At 70.0% G+C, this 16756-nt stretch carries 18 protein-coding genes and 1 pseudogene; 16 read left to right on the top strand and 3 right to left on the bottom strand.

The genetic code is table 11. The features are described 5' to 3' along the window. From AB0K15_RS40725 to AB0K15_RS40710, 4 genes and pseudogenes are all read left to right on the top strand, one after another. Positions 1-405, top strand: a pseudogene (locus tag AB0K15_RS40725) (hypothetical protein); the annotation flags it as partial. Positions 406-565: 160 nt separating this feature from the next. Then, complete coding sequence (locus AB0K15_RS40720; RefSeq protein WP_364063692.1) at positions 566-1321, top strand: hypothetical protein; 756 nt, start codon at positions 566-568, stop codon at positions 1319-1321. A 53-nt stretch (positions 1322-1374) separates the two neighbouring features. Next, positions 1375-1860 (top strand): DUF4383 domain-containing protein, encoded by a 486-nt coding sequence (locus AB0K15_RS40715; protein WP_364063689.1) that lies wholly within the window; start codon positions 1375-1377, stop codon positions 1858-1860. Positions 1861-1946: 86 nt separating this feature from the next. Then, positions 1947-2498, top strand: a complete 552-nt coding sequence (locus AB0K15_RS40710; protein WP_364063684.1) for a hemerythrin domain-containing protein — start codon at positions 1947-1949, stop codon at positions 2496-2498. Between the two features lie 129 nt (positions 2499-2627). Here the strand turns inward: AB0K15_RS40710 and AB0K15_RS40705 are convergent, their stop codons facing one another. Beyond that, positions 2628-3023 (bottom strand): VOC family protein, encoded by a 396-nt coding sequence (locus tag AB0K15_RS40705; RefSeq protein WP_364063681.1) that lies wholly within the window; start codon positions 3021-3023, stop codon positions 2628-2630. A gap of 236 nt (positions 3024-3259) precedes the next feature. Here AB0K15_RS40705 and AB0K15_RS40700 point away from each other — a divergent pair, with 236 nt between their 5' ends. From AB0K15_RS40700 to AB0K15_RS40680, 5 genes are all read left to right on the top strand, one after another. Beyond that, complete coding sequence (locus AB0K15_RS40700) at positions 3260-3670, top strand: DUF6292 family protein (protein ID WP_364063676.1); 411 nt, start codon at positions 3260-3262, stop codon at positions 3668-3670. Between the two features lie 93 nt (positions 3671-3763). After that, on the top strand, positions 3764-4006 hold the full coding sequence (locus AB0K15_RS40695) for an acyl carrier protein (RefSeq protein WP_364063673.1): 243 nt from the start codon (positions 3764-3766) through the stop codon (positions 4004-4006). Positions 4007-4884: 878 nt separating this feature from the next. Continuing rightward, positions 4885-5307 (top strand): peptidase inhibitor family I36 protein, encoded by a 423-nt coding sequence (locus AB0K15_RS40690; RefSeq protein WP_364063668.1) that lies wholly within the window; start codon positions 4885-4887, stop codon positions 5305-5307. Between the two features lie 466 nt (positions 5308-5773). Then, positions 5774-5920 carry a hypothetical protein gene (locus AB0K15_RS40685; protein WP_364063666.1) on the top strand — a complete coding sequence of 49 codons (147 nt, stop codon included), beginning with the start codon at positions 5774-5776 and terminating at the stop codon, positions 5918-5920. Positions 5921-6362: 442 nt separating this feature from the next. Next, complete coding sequence (locus tag AB0K15_RS40680; RefSeq protein WP_364063662.1) at positions 6363-6710, top strand: ANTAR domain-containing protein; 348 nt, start codon at positions 6363-6365, stop codon at positions 6708-6710. A gap of 117 nt (positions 6711-6827) precedes the next feature. Here the strand turns inward: AB0K15_RS40680 and AB0K15_RS40675 are convergent, their stop codons facing one another. Both AB0K15_RS40675 and AB0K15_RS40670 read right to left on the bottom strand, forming a co-directional pair. Continuing rightward, the gene (locus AB0K15_RS40675) at positions 6828-7943 is read right to left on the bottom strand and encodes an AI-2E family transporter (RefSeq protein ID WP_364063659.1); all 1116 of its coding nucleotides are present in this window, start codon (positions 7941-7943) and stop codon (positions 6828-6830) included. A 1193-nt stretch (positions 7944-9136) separates the two neighbouring features. Beyond that, entirely contained in the window at positions 9137-10153 is a 1017-nt protein-coding gene (locus AB0K15_RS40670; protein WP_364063655.1) for a DUF5914 domain-containing protein, read from the bottom strand. A 96-nt stretch (positions 10154-10249) separates the two neighbouring features. Between AB0K15_RS40670 and AB0K15_RS40665 the strand changes: the two genes are divergently transcribed. From AB0K15_RS40665 to AB0K15_RS40635, 7 genes are read left to right on the top strand one after another with little or no spacing between them, the layout of a single operon-like run. Beyond that, positions 10250-11344 (top strand): polyprenyl synthetase family protein, encoded by a 1095-nt coding sequence (locus AB0K15_RS40665; protein WP_364063652.1) that lies wholly within the window; start codon positions 10250-10252, stop codon positions 11342-11344. Then, positions 11341-12840 (top strand): phytoene desaturase family protein, encoded by a 1500-nt coding sequence (gene crtI, locus AB0K15_RS40660; RefSeq protein WP_364063644.1) that lies wholly within the window; start codon positions 11341-11343, stop codon positions 12838-12840. The genes AB0K15_RS40665 and crtI overlap by 4 nt, the downstream gene beginning before the upstream one ends. Continuing rightward, the gene (locus AB0K15_RS40655) at positions 12837-13796 is read left to right on the top strand and encodes a phytoene/squalene synthase family protein (RefSeq protein WP_364063641.1); all 960 of its coding nucleotides are present in this window, start codon (positions 12837-12839) and stop codon (positions 13794-13796) included. The genes crtI and AB0K15_RS40655 overlap by 4 nt, the downstream gene beginning before the upstream one ends. Before the next feature lie 2 nt (positions 13797-13798). After that, a complete protein-coding gene (locus AB0K15_RS40650; protein ID WP_364063638.1) occupies positions 13799-14140 on the top strand; it encodes a lycopene cyclase domain-containing protein in 342 nt (113 codons plus the stop codon). After that, entirely contained in the window at positions 14137-14457 is a 321-nt protein-coding gene (locus AB0K15_RS40645) for a lycopene cyclase domain-containing protein (protein ID WP_364063635.1), read from the top strand. Before AB0K15_RS40650 ends, AB0K15_RS40645 begins: the two co-directional genes overlap by 4 nt. Continuing rightward, positions 14454-15191 (top strand): class I SAM-dependent methyltransferase, encoded by a 738-nt coding sequence (locus AB0K15_RS40640; protein ID WP_364063631.1) that lies wholly within the window; start codon positions 14454-14456, stop codon positions 15189-15191. Before AB0K15_RS40645 ends, AB0K15_RS40640 begins: the two co-directional genes overlap by 4 nt. Next, the gene (locus tag AB0K15_RS40635; protein ID WP_364063627.1) at positions 15188-16726 is read left to right on the top strand and encodes an NAD(P)/FAD-dependent oxidoreductase; all 1539 of its coding nucleotides are present in this window, start codon (positions 15188-15190) and stop codon (positions 16724-16726) included. Before AB0K15_RS40640 ends, AB0K15_RS40635 begins: the two co-directional genes overlap by 4 nt. The last annotated feature ends 30 nt before the right edge of the window (positions 16727-16756 follow it).

Genomic DNA, 16756 nt, shown 5'->3' with positions numbered 1-16756 from the left:
CTGGTGCACCGCACCATGGGCGACACCCCGACGGGCAAGATCGTCCGCACCCTCGTCCCGGCCATGATCATGGGCATCGCCGTGTTCATGATCCTCACCCAGCTGGGCATCTCGCCGGTGATCGTCACGATCACCTATGTCGCCCTGGTCGGCGCCGCATCACTCGCCGCGGCACTGGCCTTCGGCATCGGCGGCCGCGACGCCGCCGCGAAACTGGTCAATTCCGGATACGAAAAGGCCAGGGAACAGAACGACACCATCAAGTCCGACGTGGCGATCGGCAAACAGCGCGCCGCCCAGGACGCCGCGGACACCAAGCACAAGGCCGAACAGAAGACGGGCGGCCAAGAACAGAGCGCACCTCCCGCCCAGTCACCGCCAACGCCCGCCACCGGGCACGCGTAACCGGCCGTGACACCTCGTGGTCGACGCCACTGAGACGCGACCAAAGTGTCCTGCCCGCTGATCCACAGCACCGCATCCGCGAAGCGAGTATGGCTGCGGCCATGGCTCCACCGCGAGGTCGCCTCATTGCGGGAACGACAACGAACCGAAGGAGATCACCATGAGCACGGACCCCGAAGGCTCCCGCCAGGGGCGCCTCGACCCCGGCGCCGCGCCACCCGCCAACACCACGCAGGTCACGTCACCCCCGCAGGTCACGTCACCCCCGCAGAACACGCCGTCCGTCGCAGAGGCGCCGCCGCCCGTGGCACGGCAGGAGGAAGGCCTGGGTCGCGGTGAAGTGATGGAGCGGCAGCGGGAGCGCTTCAGTGGGATCAAGTGGGGCGCCGCGTTCTTCGGATGGCTCACCGCCACCGGCACCGCGCTGATCCTGACCGCAATCGCCGCCGCCGCGGCCGGGACCGCGTTCGGCCTGGCCACCAACCCCGGTGACGCGGGGCAAGCGGCCGACCAGGTCAGCCAAGCCGCGCAGAATCCCGCCGCCGTGCAGACCGCCACGGTCGTCTCCGCGATCGTCGTGCTGGTCGTCCTCCTGATCGGCTACTACTGCGGCGGCTACGTCGCCGGAAGAATGGCTCGCTTCAACGGGGTCAAGCAAGGCATCGCCGTATGGGTGTGGTCGATCGTCATCGCGGCCGTCGTCGCGATCCTGGCCGCGGTCGGCGGCAGCCAGTTCAACATCCTGGCCCGCCTCAACGGACTGCCCCGGCTCCCGATCAACGAAGGCACCCTGACCGTCGCCGGCATCATCACCGCGCTCGTCGCCCTGGCCGCCGCGCTCATCGGAGCCATCCTCGGTGGTCTGGCCGGGATGCGCTACCACCGCAAGATCGACCGCATCGACTTCCAGCAGTAGACCCGCGCCGCCGACCCCGTTCGAGGCACATTCCTGACAAGGAGGAGAAAGTCATGTCGACACGCACACCTTCACCCACTTCCACCGGACGCTCGTCCGCCCAGCTGGCCGCCGGCATCGTCGCGGGCGTATTCCTGCTGGTCGGTGTGCTCGGGTTCATCCCGGGCGTCACGACCGACTACGACCAGATGGGCTTCGCGGGGCACGGCTCGATGGCCATGCTCTTCGGCGTGTTCATGGTCTCCACCCTGCACAACATCGTGCATCTGCTCTTCGGCGTCGTCGGCCTGGCGTGCGCCCGCACCTCACGCGCGGCTCGCCTGTACCTCCTCATCGGCGGAGTCGTCTACCTCGTGCTGTGGCTCTACGGCCTGCTCATCGACCACGGCAGCGACGCCAACTTCGTCCCGTTCAACAACGCGGACAACTGGCTGCACCTGGGTCTCGGCATCGGCATGATCGCCCTCGGCCTGCTCACCGGGCGCGAAGCACACAGTGTCCCCATAACGCATGCCACCGACGGGCCCGGCGCCGGCTAGCCATCACGCGCCGGCGTTTCCCACACTGCGGCGACAGCGACCGGTGTGGAGGGGAAGCCCGCAGTCGACATGAAGGAGATTTCACGGTGGAGAACAACGAGGACGTCATCGAGCTGCTGCAGCGGCAGCACCGGGAGATCCGCGAGCTGTTCACCCAGCTGGAAAGTGCGGAGGACGACCAACGGCGGAAAGTGTTCCGCAGCCTCGTACGGCTACTGGCGGTGCACGAGACGGCGGAGGAAGAAGTCGTGCACCCGGAGATCCGCGACCTCGAACCGGCGGCCGAGCCCGTGGTCGAAGCACGGCTAGGTGAGGAGCACCGCGCCAAGGAACTACTGACCACTTTGGACAAAATGGGTCCGGACGCCGACGGATTCGACACATTGCTGGTCCAGCTCCGAGACGACGTGTTCGCACACGCCGAACACGAAGAACGCGAGGAGTTTCCGATGCTGCGTGCCCACCGGCCGCCGGAGCGGCTGCGGGCGATGGCGGCGACCGTACGGGTCGCCGAGGCCGTGGCGCCGACCCGGCCGCACCCCGGTGCAGAGAGCGCGAAGGCCAACCTCCTACTGGGACCACCCGCCGCGATCATCGACCGGGCACGTGACGCCATCCGAGCCGTGCTCGGAAGGTGAACGACAGCACAGGAGCGGCCGCGCGACGGCGACGACGTCGCCGATTCTTCCCACCGCGGCGGCGGGGTCGTCAGTGACGCGGATTCACGAGGTTACGGATCGACGGTGTGCACAGCACGTGGCGCTCGTTCACGAACCCCCGCTGCCCGAGGGCGCGTGGCTGAGGTCTACGACGCAGAACACGTTCCCCTCGGGGTCGGCGAGTACCACGAAGTCGGGAGTCGGCGGGTAGCTGTCCCAGGCGACCTGCTGGGCACCCAGCGCGACCAAGCGTTCGACCTCGGACCGTTGCTCTTCGGCTGCGTCCACGAAGCGATCAAGATGCAACCGGGGTCGCCGCTCGACCGGTGAGGAACTCCGCATCAAGCCCAACACCCGGTCTCCCCCGCCCCGGTGCCGAAGGGTGCGCCAGTTTCCGCTATTCCACTCGGGCGAGACTTCGAGCCCGAGCGCGGCGCTCCAGAAAGCACTGGCACGAGACAGATCGGTGACGCCGACCACGGGAAATCCCAGCCTCACTGCCATCGTGCCCTCCTCGTCCTCCGCACCACGCGCGGGTAGCCCGGGTTCTCGTCCCGCCAGGATGGCCGCGCCCGAGTGCCCGCAAACGTCGATTCGCCGCGGTCGGCGCCAGCGATGTCACCGCGGACGCCGGGTCGGCCACAAAACGGGTTGGTTTCACGCCTCCGGCTGCGGGAATCCAGCCAGCCCACGGTGCGCCCCTCCGGGGGGGCAGACTCCGGTGAAGGTGGTGGTGACCGGTGAGACCGGAGTATCGAGAAGAGCTCCTGCTGCGTCACTACGTAGAGTCGGTCGCCGAGCAGGTAGGAGTGGAAGCGACTGCGGTGCTGTGCGAGTGCGGCACGCCGTCGACCGCATACATCGCGCTCGCCGACACGTCGTGTGCGTGGCCCCGGCGGCTGCTGATGCTCGTGTGGAGCAGTGACGACGGCTGGCGGCTCGCGCTCGAACCCAAGAGCGACGAACCGCCTGTGATCGTTGCCGCGTGGCCGGAACCGGTCCGCCCGGCCCCGGTCCGAGTCGCGCACCGCCTCCACAACGAGCTGCGAACACGGGCAGAGGTACCCGCGAAAATGTCGCCGAAGCCCTCAGAAGAAGCGGCCCACCCGTGGTGGCAGCCGGAACTTGCCTCCACTCCGATCAATCGGTGAAGCGACCCCGACTGTGTCGACGCGATGGCGCGGGTACCCCGCCTACACAGCGGTGGCAGCCGCCGCGCGCCCCAGTCCCAGAGAGGAGACATCATGGCCACCGGCGAAACCGGATTCGACGACGTCACCTACGACCTGGTGTCTGTGCAGTACCACGCCCTGAAGGCGGGGCATGACTACGGCCAGTACAAAAGGGACGCGGACAACGCGGGCAAGCAGGACATCGCCGATTTCTTCCGCACCGTGATGGCGGAAGACTCGGCGCGGGCCAAGCAGTGTCACGAATTCACCCAAGAGCTCTCCGGCAGCTCGGAATCGGGCCCGGCCGTCACCTGAGGCCATTCGACCGGCAAGGCGAGGGCGGAGCTCCTGCACACGGCCGCCCGCTCAGCCAGTGGCCGTGTGCTCGGCCGGGCGAGGGTGGCGGTCCATCGGTCCCTATTGACGCGATCCCTGAGCGTCGACGAGGGCGCGTGATTCACGTGGTCAGGCGGTCGCTCGGCGAGTTGGCTTGCCACCCGAGAAGGTCATTCGAATCCAGCCAACCGCGATTCACACGGTCGTCGGCCCGGCCACGCACTCCGACGATCCGGTCGAACCCATTCTCCGGCGCCCCACGACGACGGCGGGACGCGATCAGGCCGGATGAGCCGTACCACCTGATGCGTGGCGATCTTCAGCGTCTGCGTCCGTCCTGCGCCGCTCGTCCGGATCCCCGCCCTTCCGCGCCGCACACCAGGTGGCGGGTGAGCCACGGGTCACCCGAGCTGGGGTACGTCTCCGCGGAACGTGGCGGGTAGGTCGTACAAGCCGCGGGCCGCGCTGTCCGCCGTTGAGCCAGCCGTGGAAGTAGATGCGGCTGAGGGCTGGCCGGTGGATTCCAGCAGGCGGCGTGCCTGCTGGGCCGGGAGGTCGGTCATCAAGCGCGGTGTCCGGGGTCGGTCCCTGTGGAAGTGATGGGTCAGCACCGGAACCCTGACCTGGGCCAGCATGTCGGCGTGATCGCCGCCGGCCTTGGCTGTGTCGTTGGCCCAGGCCCACGCCCACTCGGGGTCGTACTCCTTCAGGTTCTGAGGTGGGGCCGAGGATGCACCGGAGTACGGCCGATCAGGTTGCTTTAGATCAATCCTCCCCGAATCAGCCTTTACTGCGCAAAAATGCAGGTATGTATCCCAGTGTCAGGGGACATTTCAGCGAACAGGGGAGAGGTTCTGTTGAGGAACATCGGAAAGGTCCTGGCTCGGGCCTCGGTGGCCGTCGGGGCCAGCGTCGTTCTCGCGGCCACAGCAGTCAGCACTGCTCATGCGGCGGCTCGTGACGGGCATTGTGACGCGGGCGAATTCTGCCTCTACTGGGGGAACGAGCGGACGGAGTCGTTGTCGGACTTCACCGGCTCGATCTCGAACTACGGCGACTCGCAGCCGACCTGCTACGAGTTCAAGGGAAGCGGCCGGGGAATCGGCACCTGTGTCAAGAACAACGCCATCTCCGCGTGGAACCGAACCAAGTACAAGGTCACGGTGTACTACAACAGCGGGTACGGCGGCGCCGAAATGACCTACTATCCCGGCACTTGGGGCAACTTCGTGCCCGAGCTTCTGAACAACAACGCCAGCCACTTGTTCCGGTCGCTGTAAACCGAAGAGACCGCTCAGCCTTGCCGGGAGGAGAAGGAATCGGCGGGCTGAGCGGTCTCGGCCGATGCGGACACGCCTCGGTGACGAATCGATGTCGTCGGGCAGGCCGACGAGATCGAGATGACGTCGCGCGCGTGCGCGACGCGGGAGCGCAGCCAAAGCCGGAGGGGACTCGTCTGCGGTCTGAAGACTGCGGCGGCGTGTGCGCGGATCGCGATCGCGCCGTAACAGGCTGGAACACAGGTCCTGGAGCGTGTCGGTGATCTGCTGAGGCTCCAGCCGGCTTCTGACGCGGCTGGTCGGCAGCCTTGGAACCTCGGCAGAGACAACCGCGCCATCGAACTTCAGCTGCAGGTCACGGCCGGCACCAAAGCACACCAGGAACGTCTTGCGCCCTCGAACGCCTTGGCCAGGACAACCCCGGCCAACCTCAACCATCATCAACGTCATCCGCGCCTACCTCCGGATGCCAGTGGACAAGGGCGAGGACTACCCCGAGGAAAGGCAAGCGCGCGTCACCGCGCAGAGCATCTTGGCCAAGCACCGCCGGCTGGACCCCGATGACCAGAAGTTCCGGAATGTCGACACCATCGACGTCGCCGGCGCGGATTGACCAACGTCCAATGGTCAATGATCAACTTGCCGGGGTGCCAGACTTGCAGGGACAAACCGGGCCGGAGCGTGATCTGCAAGGCGTCGACTTCGCAGCTGCGCGAGCTCTCGCCGATGTCGTGCCGCACGCGCACCGGCAGCACCCGGCAGCCCTGCCCCGCCGAGCTCGCGCTCGGCCATCGAGGTGATTTCCCACGGGCGTAGGCGCGCCAGCGCGGTCCGGCATCCCTCCTCCGCCACCGAGGGTCGCGAGTCGTCGGTGCGCGTTGCCTGCTGGTTGCCCGTGACCTTGGTCTTCCGCTGGCCGGCCTCGCAGAAGCTCACGGGTCACCCCCTCGCACCATTCCTCGGGCTGAATATCCGCCCCTCCACCAGCGGGAACGTCGGTTTCACCCCACCATCCGGCGGGGTACATTCGCTCAGTCTGCGCGTCCACCAACGACATGGTTGCTCCCCTCGCTCCGCGGGCCTCCGATCTCTCTCGACCTTCGCGGACGAGCTGGTCAGCGCCGGCTCCCCGGCATACGACCGACGGCGTTGACGCCGCGGCGGCGCTCACCGAGGAGAACCAGCAGCTACGCGAAGCACTGCAGACCCGCTGTGTGATCGAGCAAGCCAAAGGCGTGCTGATGGCCCAACGCCGCTGCGGCCCGCAGGAGGCGTTTGACGTGCTCGTGACGCTGTCGCAGGACACCAACGTCAAGCTCCGCGACGTCGCACGAGCGTTCCTCGACGAGTTCCTCGCTACCGTGCCCGCGCAATCGCGAGGTGGCCCCGCGGCCCCTGCTTGACCGCGAGGCCACCTGCGGACATGCCACCGTCCCGGCCACACAGTGGCCTGTCACCAGCGCGCCACCCAGGGCCCGGGAGTTCCCGGACCCGACGGGGTCGAAGGCGACAGCCTCGACCTATCTCCTGCGCCATCGGATGCGCCGAAGAGTCTTCGTTGGCGGTGCTTCGGCATCCGTCGCCGCGGCCAGGGGCTCATCCGGCGGTGCGGCGGCGAAGTTTCGTACGGCCGAGCTGAGCACCGCGAGCAGCGGCACCGCAAGCAGGGCACCCACGATGCCGGCGGTGACGAGGCCGGTGGCCAGGGCCAGGACCACGGCCAGGGGGTGCAGGCGAACGACACGGCCGAGCAGAAATGGCTGCAGCACATGGCTTTCCAGCTGCATCACACCGATCACGATGGCGAGCACGATGATGGCCGGGACTACCCCGCCGGTCACCAGCGCCACGAGCACTGCGACCGCGCCGGCGACCACGGAGCCGACTACCGGGATGAATGCGCCGAGGAACACCAACGCGGCCAGAGGAGCGGCCAGCGGCACACCGACGATGAGCAGGCCGACCCCGACACCGACGGCGTCCACGACAGCGACTGCGGCGGTGCCGCGAATGTAGCCGGCCAGTGTGGTGAACCCGGCACGCCCGGCTCGGTCCACCCCATGCCGCACCCGGACGGGGACGGCACCGAGCAGGAACGTCCAGATCTTCTCGCCCTGGGCGAGGAAGAAGATCAAGCAGAACACCATCAGCAGGAACTCGGTGACCAGCTCACCGACTGTGACGGCGGTGGACAGCGCGCCGGAGGCGATGGCCGACTGGTTCTCGCTCAGTGTGGTGGTCAGCTGGGCGAGCATGCTGTCGATCTGGCCCTGGCTCACGTGCAGCGGGCCCGTGCGCAACCAGGTGCGCAACTCGTCCACGGTCCGCACGACCTGGTTGATCAGCTCGGGCATCCCCGCGGTGACGGTGATGACCACGAAGGTGACCACGCCGCCCACCACGGCCAGGCCGCCGACCAGCACCAGTGCGGCGGCCAGCCCCCGAGGTACCTTCTTCCTCGCCAGCCAGGACACCGTCGGTGCCAGCAGACCGGCGAGCAACAGCGCCACCGCGACCGGTACCAGCACCGCAGCCAGTTTCACCGCGACGTACCCGATCAGCGCCAGACCACCGGCGACGACCAGCAGGCGTCCGAAGACGGCAGCCCCGACCCGCAGCCCGTAAGGCACCGCCACACGGACCTCCTCAGCGCTGCGCACGCCGCGCCGTGCCCAGGGTTCATCGCTGTTCATGGCGCATCCGACCTTTCACCGGCCCGGCCGTCCGGGCCACATTGCGATCGGCTCGGCGCGTGTGCCGGACATGATCAAGATCGGCCAGTCGCGCCTCCCCGCCTTCGGACTCGGTTGTCCCGGCGAGGTACCCGATTTTCGCCCCCGAAGAACACGAGAAGCAGCGGGCGATGCAGGCGGGTCGACAGGACTACGCCGAGTTCGGCATTTTTCTTCGCGCGACACCATCCTTTGCGGGTGATGCTGACGGTCGGCGGCGTGGTCGTCGTGGTGGTCTGCGCGCTCGGGGTGGTGGCGACGGGGAGCGTGGCGCCACGGCTGCCTGATCTGCTCGGATCGGGGTCACTGCAGTGGCGACTGCTCCGTGCACAGGTTTGGCCCTTTGGACCCGGGGTAATCGCAGTTCAGCGGTGGACCAGTCACCGCGCTCGAGACCACGTGGCCCCGACCCCGCCGACGCGATCTCCAGGGTTGTCGATCGAAACCCAAGGAGTCACCATCACGGCGTTGGCCAGGCGAGGGAACCTCTGCATCGCCCCGAGTTCTCGAAGCAAACACGACCGCCGCGTCGAGGTTGTGCTCAGCCCATGACAGGGCGAGGCGTGCTGATCGTCGGCGCCGGCAGCGGGGCCAGGCTCGCGTCCGGTGAAGACGCGCTCGAGGCATCCAAAGTGGCCTGCCGGTCCGCAGAGGCATCCGGTGTGGACGTCATCGCCGCGGACATCGGAGACTCTGCCGCGACCGCGCGAATCGTCCACTGGACCTGCGGACGACACGGCCGCATCGATGTCGCCGTGCAGACGGCGATCGTAACGACTTACGCCCACCGGCCCCACAGTCACTTCTCCGTGCTGATCGGCCCGGCCCATCCGCTCATCATCGCCGGATTCCGTTTCCGCCCGCTCGCCACACCCATGAACAGGCTTGCACCACCCGCCATGGACATTCCTCCGGTACGGAGTGCGCCGGAGCGGTGTCTTGCCGGGATCCACCGCAGAGCCACGCCGTCGCGCCCAGAGGGCGGGGCGCAAGCCCTCAATGCGGCGCCCCGGCCGCGCCCGGTACGGAGTGACAGCAGGCGCGATCTGGTGGTACCCGTCGCGGCGCGGCTTATACACCCGACCGGGCGAACTTCGTCAACGGGCGGTCGCCCGCAGGTGGTAACGGCGCTCGGTGTAGGCGAGGTCGTCTCGCCAGAGCCGCACCGCGGTCCGGCGCATCAGCGGGCGGAGCACGCCGGCGGCCTTGCGTGCGACCTCGAAGCCGGCCCGCTCGGATACCGCGACGACCGCTTCGACGACGGCTGTCCTGGGACGTCCGTCCACCCCCGTGCCCAGCGGGGTGGCGTGGGTCTCGACCACGCTGCCTCTCCCCTCGCCCTCGACGATGCGCATCACGACCGTGCGCGGCCCGGGACAGACGAACTCGGCCACCACCGGCACTCCCCACCGCCCGGCCAGCCGAAAGGTCACCTCGACGAGGAACCGGTCATCTTCCTCGGCGACGTCCACCGCCGCGGGAGCCTCCAGCACTTCGAGCCGCGCGAACGAGTACGGGTGGAACCACGCGCCGTGCCAGGGATCGAGCCGGTTCGCCACGATGTCGGCCGGCTCGCACACACCGGTCACCGTCGCGACCGCGTCGACGCTCCCGCCGGGCTCTGGACGATCCGGCACAGTGGGCCGGGCGGTCGGAGGTTCGCCGCCGAGCCGGTCCAGCCGCACCCAGACCAGCACCCCGTCGTCGAAGGACGGCGCCGGCAACCACCCCGCGCGCCGCGGCGCGCCCACCCGCAGACCGTGCCAGCGGCACACCAGCTCGTCGCAGTCGAGCCGGGCTTCGGCCAGCGGCGCGCCCAGGTGCGGGCACGCGCCGGGGCCGACGCGCAGGTCGCCGGACCGCGTGCGCCACGCGACCAGCTCCTGCCCGCCGATGGTCCGGCCGAAGGGTCGGTCCGACCGGATCTGGCGGCCCGCCGCCAGCACGTACCAGTTCCCCGACGGGCGGGCCTCGGCCCGTTTGACGGCGGCTTCGATCACCGCCGGACTGCATTCACCGTACGTCGGCCGTTGGCGGGCCCATCGCGGTTCACCGAACGGCTGGATCGGCCAGTCTGCCGGCCACCGCCGGTCGAGCTGCTCTTTGAAAGTCACCGGACCGGCGTACCCGGTTTGACGCGGGGTAACCGGGCCGCCAGAGCCTCCTGCGGACAAGCCGGACGCGAAGCAGGCAACGGGAAGGAAAACCTGATGGCGACAACGACAGCGGATCTCACCCCGGCGACCGGCCGCAGCGACTGGCTGACCGCGCTCGGCGGGGAACTGGCCGGCCACGTCGACGAGTTCGTCGCCGCACGCTGCGCCGAGCAGTTCGGCGGGCGAGGTGAAGGCGCGCTCGCCGTGACCGCCCTGCCGGAGTTCGTCCGCGGCGGCAAGTTCCTGCGGCCGATGTTCGCCTACGTCGGCTGGTGCTGTGGCGCACCGGAGGACGCCGCCGCGGTACGCGCGGTCGCCGGCCTCGAACTGCTGCACTGCTTCGCTCTGGCCCAGGACGACGTCATGGACGCCTCCGAACTGCGCCGCGGCAAGCCGGCCCTCCACACGCAGTTCGCCCGCTGGCACCGGGAGCGGGGCTGGCGCGGTTCGTCGGACCGGTTCGGCCAGTCCGCGGCGATCCTGTCGGGCGACCTGTTCCTCGTCTGGTCGGAGCAGATGCTCCGCGAAAGCGGCCTCCCGGCCGCCACGCTGGCGCGCGGGTGGCCGCACTACGACGCCATGCGCTCGGAACTGGCCACCGGGCAGCTCGCCGACCTGGTGAACGACGCCCGGATCCGGCCGAGCTGGGAGTCGGTCCTGGACGTGCTCCGCCGCAAATCCGGCAACTACACCGTCCGCCGCCCGCTGGAGCTCGGCGCAGCGCTGGCCGGGTGTGACAGCCGGGTTTCGCGGGCTCTCGGGGAGTACGGCGGTCTGGTCGGCGAGGCGTTCCAGTTCCGGGACGATGTCCTGGGTGTCTTCGGCGACCCGGCGGTGACCGGCAAGCCCACGGGGCAGGACCTGCGCGACCGGAAAGCCTCGAGCGTCGTCGCGCTCGCGATCACGATGGCCGACGCCACCCTGCGGCGAGAACTCCGGCGCCTCCTGGACCGCGATGCCGTCGACGACGAAACCGTGGCCGCGTTGCGCGACGCCATCATGGCGTCGGGCGCGCCGGACCAGCTGGAAAAGCTCATCGACTCGCAGGTACGGAGAGCCCTGGACGCGATCGACGGCGCGAACCTGCCGGCCCGGATGACCGAAACCCTCGCCGCGCTCGCGGCCCGCAGCACGGAGCGTGTCCAATGAGGACAGTACCCGGCCGGACGGACGCGATTGTCGTCATCGGCGCCGGCCTTTCCGGGCTCTCCGCGGCCTTGCACCTGGCCGGGCGCGGCCGGCGCGTCACGGTCGTCGAACGCGGCCCCGGCCCGGGTGGCCGCGTCGGCCGGCTCGAGCTGGACGGCTACCACCTCGACACCGGGCCCACCGTGCTGACCATGCCCGCAATCCTGCGAGACACCTTTGCCGCGGTTGGCGCCGAAATGGCCGAGTACCTGCCGCTGCGGCGGCTGGATCCCGCCTACACCGCCTGTTTCGCCGACGGGAGCCGGTTGCCGGTGCATTCCGGAGCCGAGGCGATGACCGACGCGGTCCGCGCCTTCGCCGGGCCGGCCGAGGCCGCCGGATACCGGCGGTTGCGAACGTGGCTCACGCGGCTCTACCGCGCCGAGTTCGACCGGTTGGTCGCATCGAACATCGATTCGCCGCTGGGCCTCGTCTCCCGTGACCTGGCCCGCGTGGCCGCGCTCGGCGGGTTCCGCCGGCTCGACCCGAAGATCTCGACGTTCCTCCGCGACGAGCGGCTGCGTCGCGTCTTCACCTTCCAGGCCCTTTACGCGGGTGAGTCCCCGATGCGGGCGCTGGCCCTCTACGCCGTGATCCCTTATATGGACACCGTCGGCGGTGTGTACTTCCCCGAAGGCGGCATCGCCGCGCTCCCCCGAACGCTCGCCGCGGCCGCCGAGGCAGCCGGTGTGCAGTTCTGTTACGGCGACGGAGCTGACGTCCTGGAACGACGCGGCCAACGGGTGTCGGCGGTGCTGACCGGCTCCGGGGACCGGATCCCCTGCGACGCCCTGGTGCTCACCGGCGAGCTGCCCGAGAGCTACCGGCTGCTGGGCCGGGCTCCGCGGCGGCCACGGCGGCTCTCCCCCGCGCCGTCCGCCCTCGTCGTGCACGTGGGCACGGACGGCGATTGGCCCGACGTCGGGCACCACACCCTCTCCTTCGGCGAGGCCTGGGCCTCGACCTTCACAGAGCTGATCACCGACGGACGGCAGATGACCGACCCGTCCCTGCTCATCACCCGGCCCACCGTGAGCGACCCGAACCTCGCTCCGGCGGGCCGGCACCTGTTCTCGATCCTCGCGCCGGCCCCGAACCTCGAACGCGGACCGATCGACTGGAGCCGGGCAGCCGAACCCGCCGCGACGGCGCTGCTCGACGAAGTCCGCAAACGCCTGCTGCCCGGGCTCGAAACGGAGACCTCGCACGTGATCAGCCCCGCGGACTGGGCCGCCCGCGGCATGGTCGCGGGTACGCCGTTCAGCTACGCGCATTCGTTCGGCCAGACCGGGCCGTTCCGGCCGCGGAACCTGCCGCGTGGCGCGGAAAACGTGGTACTCGCGGGCGCCGGGACGGTACCCGGCGTCGGAGTCCCGACCGTGCTGCTGTCCGGGCGGCTGGCGGCCGACCGCGTCACCGGGCCGCCGTCTCGCACCGGAACGGAGGGCCCACGATGACCCGCAAGGAGCTCGACGCCGCCGGCATCCACGACCCGGCCTTGCGGTCGGCCTACCAGCGGTGCCGGACGCTGAACGCCCGCCACGGCCGCACCTACTTCCTCGCGACCAGGCTGCTGTCTCCGCCCCAGCGCCCCGCCGTGCACGCCCTATACGGCTTCGCGCGATGGCTGGACGACATCGTCGACGAGCCGGCCGCGGACGCCACTACCGCCACTACCGCCGCCGAACTCGACGCGGTCGAGCAGCGGTTCTTCTCGGCGCTGGCCGCCGGCCACAGCGACGATCCGCTGCTCGCCTCCGTCGTCGACACCTCCGCGCGGTACGCCATCGCGGACCGCCACTTCCGCGCCTTCTTCCGGTCGATGCGGATGGACCTCACCGTGACCGACTACCCGCGGCGCTCGGCGCTCGACGACTACGTGCACGGCTCGGCCGAAGTCATCGGACTGCAGATGCTGCCCGTGCTCGGCACCGTCACCGGCCGCGACGAGGCGGCCCCGCACGCCGCGACCCTGGGCAAGGCGTTCCAGCTGACGAACTTCCTGCGCGACGTCGCCGAGGACCTCGCCCGCGACCGCGTCTACCTCCCGGCCGACGAGCTCGCCGCGTTCGGGGTGGATCGCGACCGGCTGGGCTGGTGCGCCGAACACGGCGTCGCGGACCGGCGGGTGCGCGACGCGCTCGCGGCTCAGATCGCCGTCACCCGGACGCTCTACGAGCAGGCGCGGCCGGGGATCCCCATGCTGCACCCGGTGTCGCGGGCGTGCGTGGCCACCGCTTTCCGGCTCTACGCGGAGATCCTCGACCGCATCGAGCGGGCCGGGTACAACGTTTTCGGCCACCGGGCCGCGGTCCCGCGCCCCCGCCGGTTGGTCGTCGCGGCCGGCGCACTCGGCCGGGCCCAGTGGCTGCAGCTGCGGAACCCGGCGCCCACCCCGCCGGTGGTGGCCTGATCATGGGAAAACTGGAATACCTGGCCGTGCTCGGTGCCTGCGTCCTGGTCACGCTGCCGCTCGAACTCGCGGGCGCCCGGGTGTACCGGCGGCCGCGGCGGCTGGCCCGCGCCGTCCTGCCGGTTGCGCTCGTGTTCCTGGCGTGGGACGCCGTCGCCATCGCGGGCGGGGTGTGGGACTACGCGCCGGAAAGCCTCACCGGGATCCGGGCACCGTTCGGCATCCCGCTCGAAGAGGTCCTGTTCTTCGTGGTCATCCCGATCTGCGGCGTGCTGACCTACGAGATGGTGGGCCTGACGCTCGCCGCGCTGCGACGCGTCACCCGGCGACGGGTACGGCGATGATCCCCTGGGGCTACACCGTGCCCGCAGTCGCCAGTGTGCTCGCGGTGGTCGTCCTCGAACTACGGGCCCTGCGGACCGGCTTGTTCCGCAAACCGGGCTACTGGATCACCATCGCCGTCGTGACCGGCTTCCAGATCCCGGTCGACGGCTGGCTGACCAAGGCTTCCCACGCGATCGTTCGCTACGCACCCGAGCACATCTCGGGGGTCCGCTTCCCCTGGGACATCCCCGTCGAGGACTTCCTCTTCGGGTACGCGCTGGTGACCGCCGTCCTGCTGCTGTGGGAGCGCGCGGCGCAAAAGGAGGGTGCCGAGTGAAACCACTCGCGGAAAACGGCTTGCCCCGCGCGCAGGTGACGGCGACGTTCGACTCCGAAGCCGCATCCTACGACCGGCTCGTCGGCGCCAGCCCCGGCTACCACGACCACCTCCGGCTCTCCGCCCGGCGCCTGGGCCTGACCGGTCGCGGCGCGGGCTTGCGCATCCTCGACGCCGGGTGCGGCACCGGCGCGTCCACCGCGGCCTTGCTCGGCGTGCTGCCCGAAGCCGAGATCACCGCGTTCGACGGATCGGCGGCGATGCTGGCGCAGGCCCGCCGCAAACAGTGGCCGCCAAAAGTGCGGTTCGTGCACAGCACGATCGAAGACCTCGAAGGCTCGGGGATCCGCGGGCCGTTCGACGCGGTCCTCGCGGCCTACCTCATCCGCAACCTCGCCGACCCGGACACCCAGCTGCGCAAGCTGCGCGCGCTGCTGCGGCCGGGCGCGCCGATCGCCCTGCACGAGTACTCCGTCGCCGACTCCCGCCGGGCCCGGATCGTCTGGCACGTGGTGTGCGCCGCGATCATCATCCCGCTGGGCAAGGTCACCACCGGCGACGCGACGCTGTATCGCCACCTGCGCCGGAGCGTGCTCGGCTTCGACGGCATCCGCGCCCTGACCCGCCGCTTGGGCGATGCCGGGTTCACCGGCGCTCACGCCGAGACGATGCCCGGCTGGCAACGCGGCATCGGACACACCGTCGTCGGCACCCGACCGCTGGAGACACCATGACCGCACCCCTCGGCCGGGACCGCCGGCTCGTGACCCATCCCGCGCCGGATGGCCTCGACTCGGCCGGACGGCTCGACTACCGGCCCCGCGTCGCCGTCGTGGGGGCCGGAATCGCGGGCCTCACCGCGGCGACCGGACTGGCCGAACGCGGGGTCGAGGTGACGCTCTACGAGCGCGAGGACCACCTCGGCGGCCGCGTAGGCGGCTGGCCGGCCCGGCTGCCCGACGGCACCGGCGTGACGATGAGCCGGGGTTTTCACGCCTTCTTCCGGCAGTACTACAACCTGCGTGCACTGCTGACCCGCACGGACCCCCGGCTCGAACGGCTCACCCCGCTCGCGGACTACCCACTGCTGGACGCCCACGGCCGCACCGACACCTTCGGCGGTCTGCCCACCACGCCCCTGCTCAACGCGTTCGCGTTCGCCTTGCGCAGCCCCACTTTCCGGCTCCGGGACCTGCTCGCTCTCGACGGGCGCGCCGCGCTGCCCCTGGCGACCGTCCACGTGCCCGGCATCTACGAACGGCTCGACAACCTCGACGCCGCGACGTTCCTCGAGCGCATCAACTTCCCGGAAGCGGCCCGGCACCTGGCGTTCGAAGTGTTCTCGCGCAGCTTCTTCGCCGATCCCCGCGAGCTGTCCGCGGCCGAACTGGCCGTGATGTTCCACCTGTACTTCCTGGGTTCGAACGAAGGCCTCCTGTTCGACGTGCCGACCGAACCGTTCCCCCAAGCCCTCTGGACCCCGCTGGCCGAGTACCTGACCGCACGGGGGATGACCATCCACATCGGAACGGCCGTCGAGAACGTCGAGAAGTCCCCTTGTGCCTTCCACGTCACCGCGGGGTCCACAGTGGAATTCGACGCCGTCGTGCTGGCGTGCGAGATCGGCGGCCTGCGATCGCTGGTCGAGGCGTCACCGGGCCTCGGCACCGACGCCTGGCGCACAAGTGTCGCCGGACTCCGTTCCGCGCCGGGCTTCCTCGTCCGTCGGCTCTGGCTCGATCGCGCGGTGGACGCGTCACGGACGGCGTTCATCGGCACCGGCAGCGTGCCTCCGTTGGACAACATCAGCGTCCTGGACCGGTACGAGAGCGAAGCGCGCGGCTGGGCACGGAGAACCGGCGGCTCCGTCGTGGAACTGCACGCCTACGCCGCCACCACGACCGACGTCGAGATCCTGGCCAAACAGATGGACGAACGGCTCCACGAGATCTACCCGGAAACCACCGCCGCCCGCGCGGTCGGCGAGATCACGCTGTGGCGCGAGGACTGTCCCCTCTTCGGGCCCGGCGGCTTCGCGGGCCGCCCCACCGTCACCACGACCACCCCCGGACTGGTGCTGGCCGGCGACGGCATCCGGATCGACCTCCCGGTCGCGCTCATGGAACGGGCCGCGGCCACCGGCTGGGCCGCCGCGAACGCGCTCCTGACGGGTTGGGGTGTCGCGGGCCACCCGATCCGCTCCGTCCCCAACCACGGGCGGCTCACCCCGCTCGACCGCCTCGTCCCCTGGCTGGAACGCGCCGATTGAGCACCCCGCGGAACAGGGTTCGGTACCGGC

The organism is Amycolatopsis sp. NPDC049253 (assembly GCF_040678995.1).
Classification (GTDB): Bacteria; Actinomycetota; Actinomycetes; order Mycobacteriales; family Pseudonocardiaceae; genus Amycolatopsis.
The sequence above is the reverse complement of the archived record's forward strand: the minus strand, read 5'-3'. Positions and strand labels throughout refer to the sequence as shown.

Coding starts and splice junctions, on each gene's coding strand:
- AB0K15_RS40715 (WP_364063689.1), top strand. CDS start 1,375: ATGTCGACACGCACACCTTCACCCACTTCCACCGGACGCTCGTCCGCC.
- AB0K15_RS40720 (WP_364063692.1), top strand. CDS start 566: ATGAGCACGGACCCCGAAGGCTCCCGCCAGGGGCGCCTCGACCCCGGC.
- AB0K15_RS40645 (WP_364063635.1), top strand. CDS start 14,137: ATGATCCCCTGGGGCTACACCGTGCCCGCAGTCGCCAGTGTGCTCGCG.
- crtI (WP_364063644.1), top strand. CDS start 11,341: ATGAGGACAGTACCCGGCCGGACGGACGCGATTGTCGTCATCGGCGCC.
- AB0K15_RS40655 (WP_364063641.1), top strand. CDS start 12,837: ATGACCCGCAAGGAGCTCGACGCCGCCGGCATCCACGACCCGGCCTTG.
- AB0K15_RS40665 (WP_364063652.1), top strand. CDS start 10,250: ATGGCGACAACGACAGCGGATCTCACCCCGGCGACCGGCCGCAGCGAC.
- AB0K15_RS40695 (WP_364063673.1), top strand. CDS start 3,764: ATGGCCACCGGCGAAACCGGATTCGACGACGTCACCTACGACCTGGTG.
- AB0K15_RS40680 (WP_364063662.1), top strand. CDS start 6,363: ATGGTTGCTCCCCTCGCTCCGCGGGCCTCCGATCTCTCTCGACCTTCG.
- AB0K15_RS40650 (WP_364063638.1), top strand. CDS start 13,799: ATGGGAAAACTGGAATACCTGGCCGTGCTCGGTGCCTGCGTCCTGGTC.
- AB0K15_RS40635 (WP_364063627.1), top strand. CDS start 15,188: ATGACCGCACCCCTCGGCCGGGACCGCCGGCTCGTGACCCATCCCGCG.
- AB0K15_RS40705 (WP_364063681.1), bottom strand. CDS start 3,023: ATGGCAGTGAGGCTGGGATTTCCCGTGGTCGGCGTCACCGATCTGTCT.
- AB0K15_RS40685 (WP_364063666.1), top strand. CDS start 5,774: ATGCCAGTGGACAAGGGCGAGGACTACCCCGAGGAAAGGCAAGCGCGC.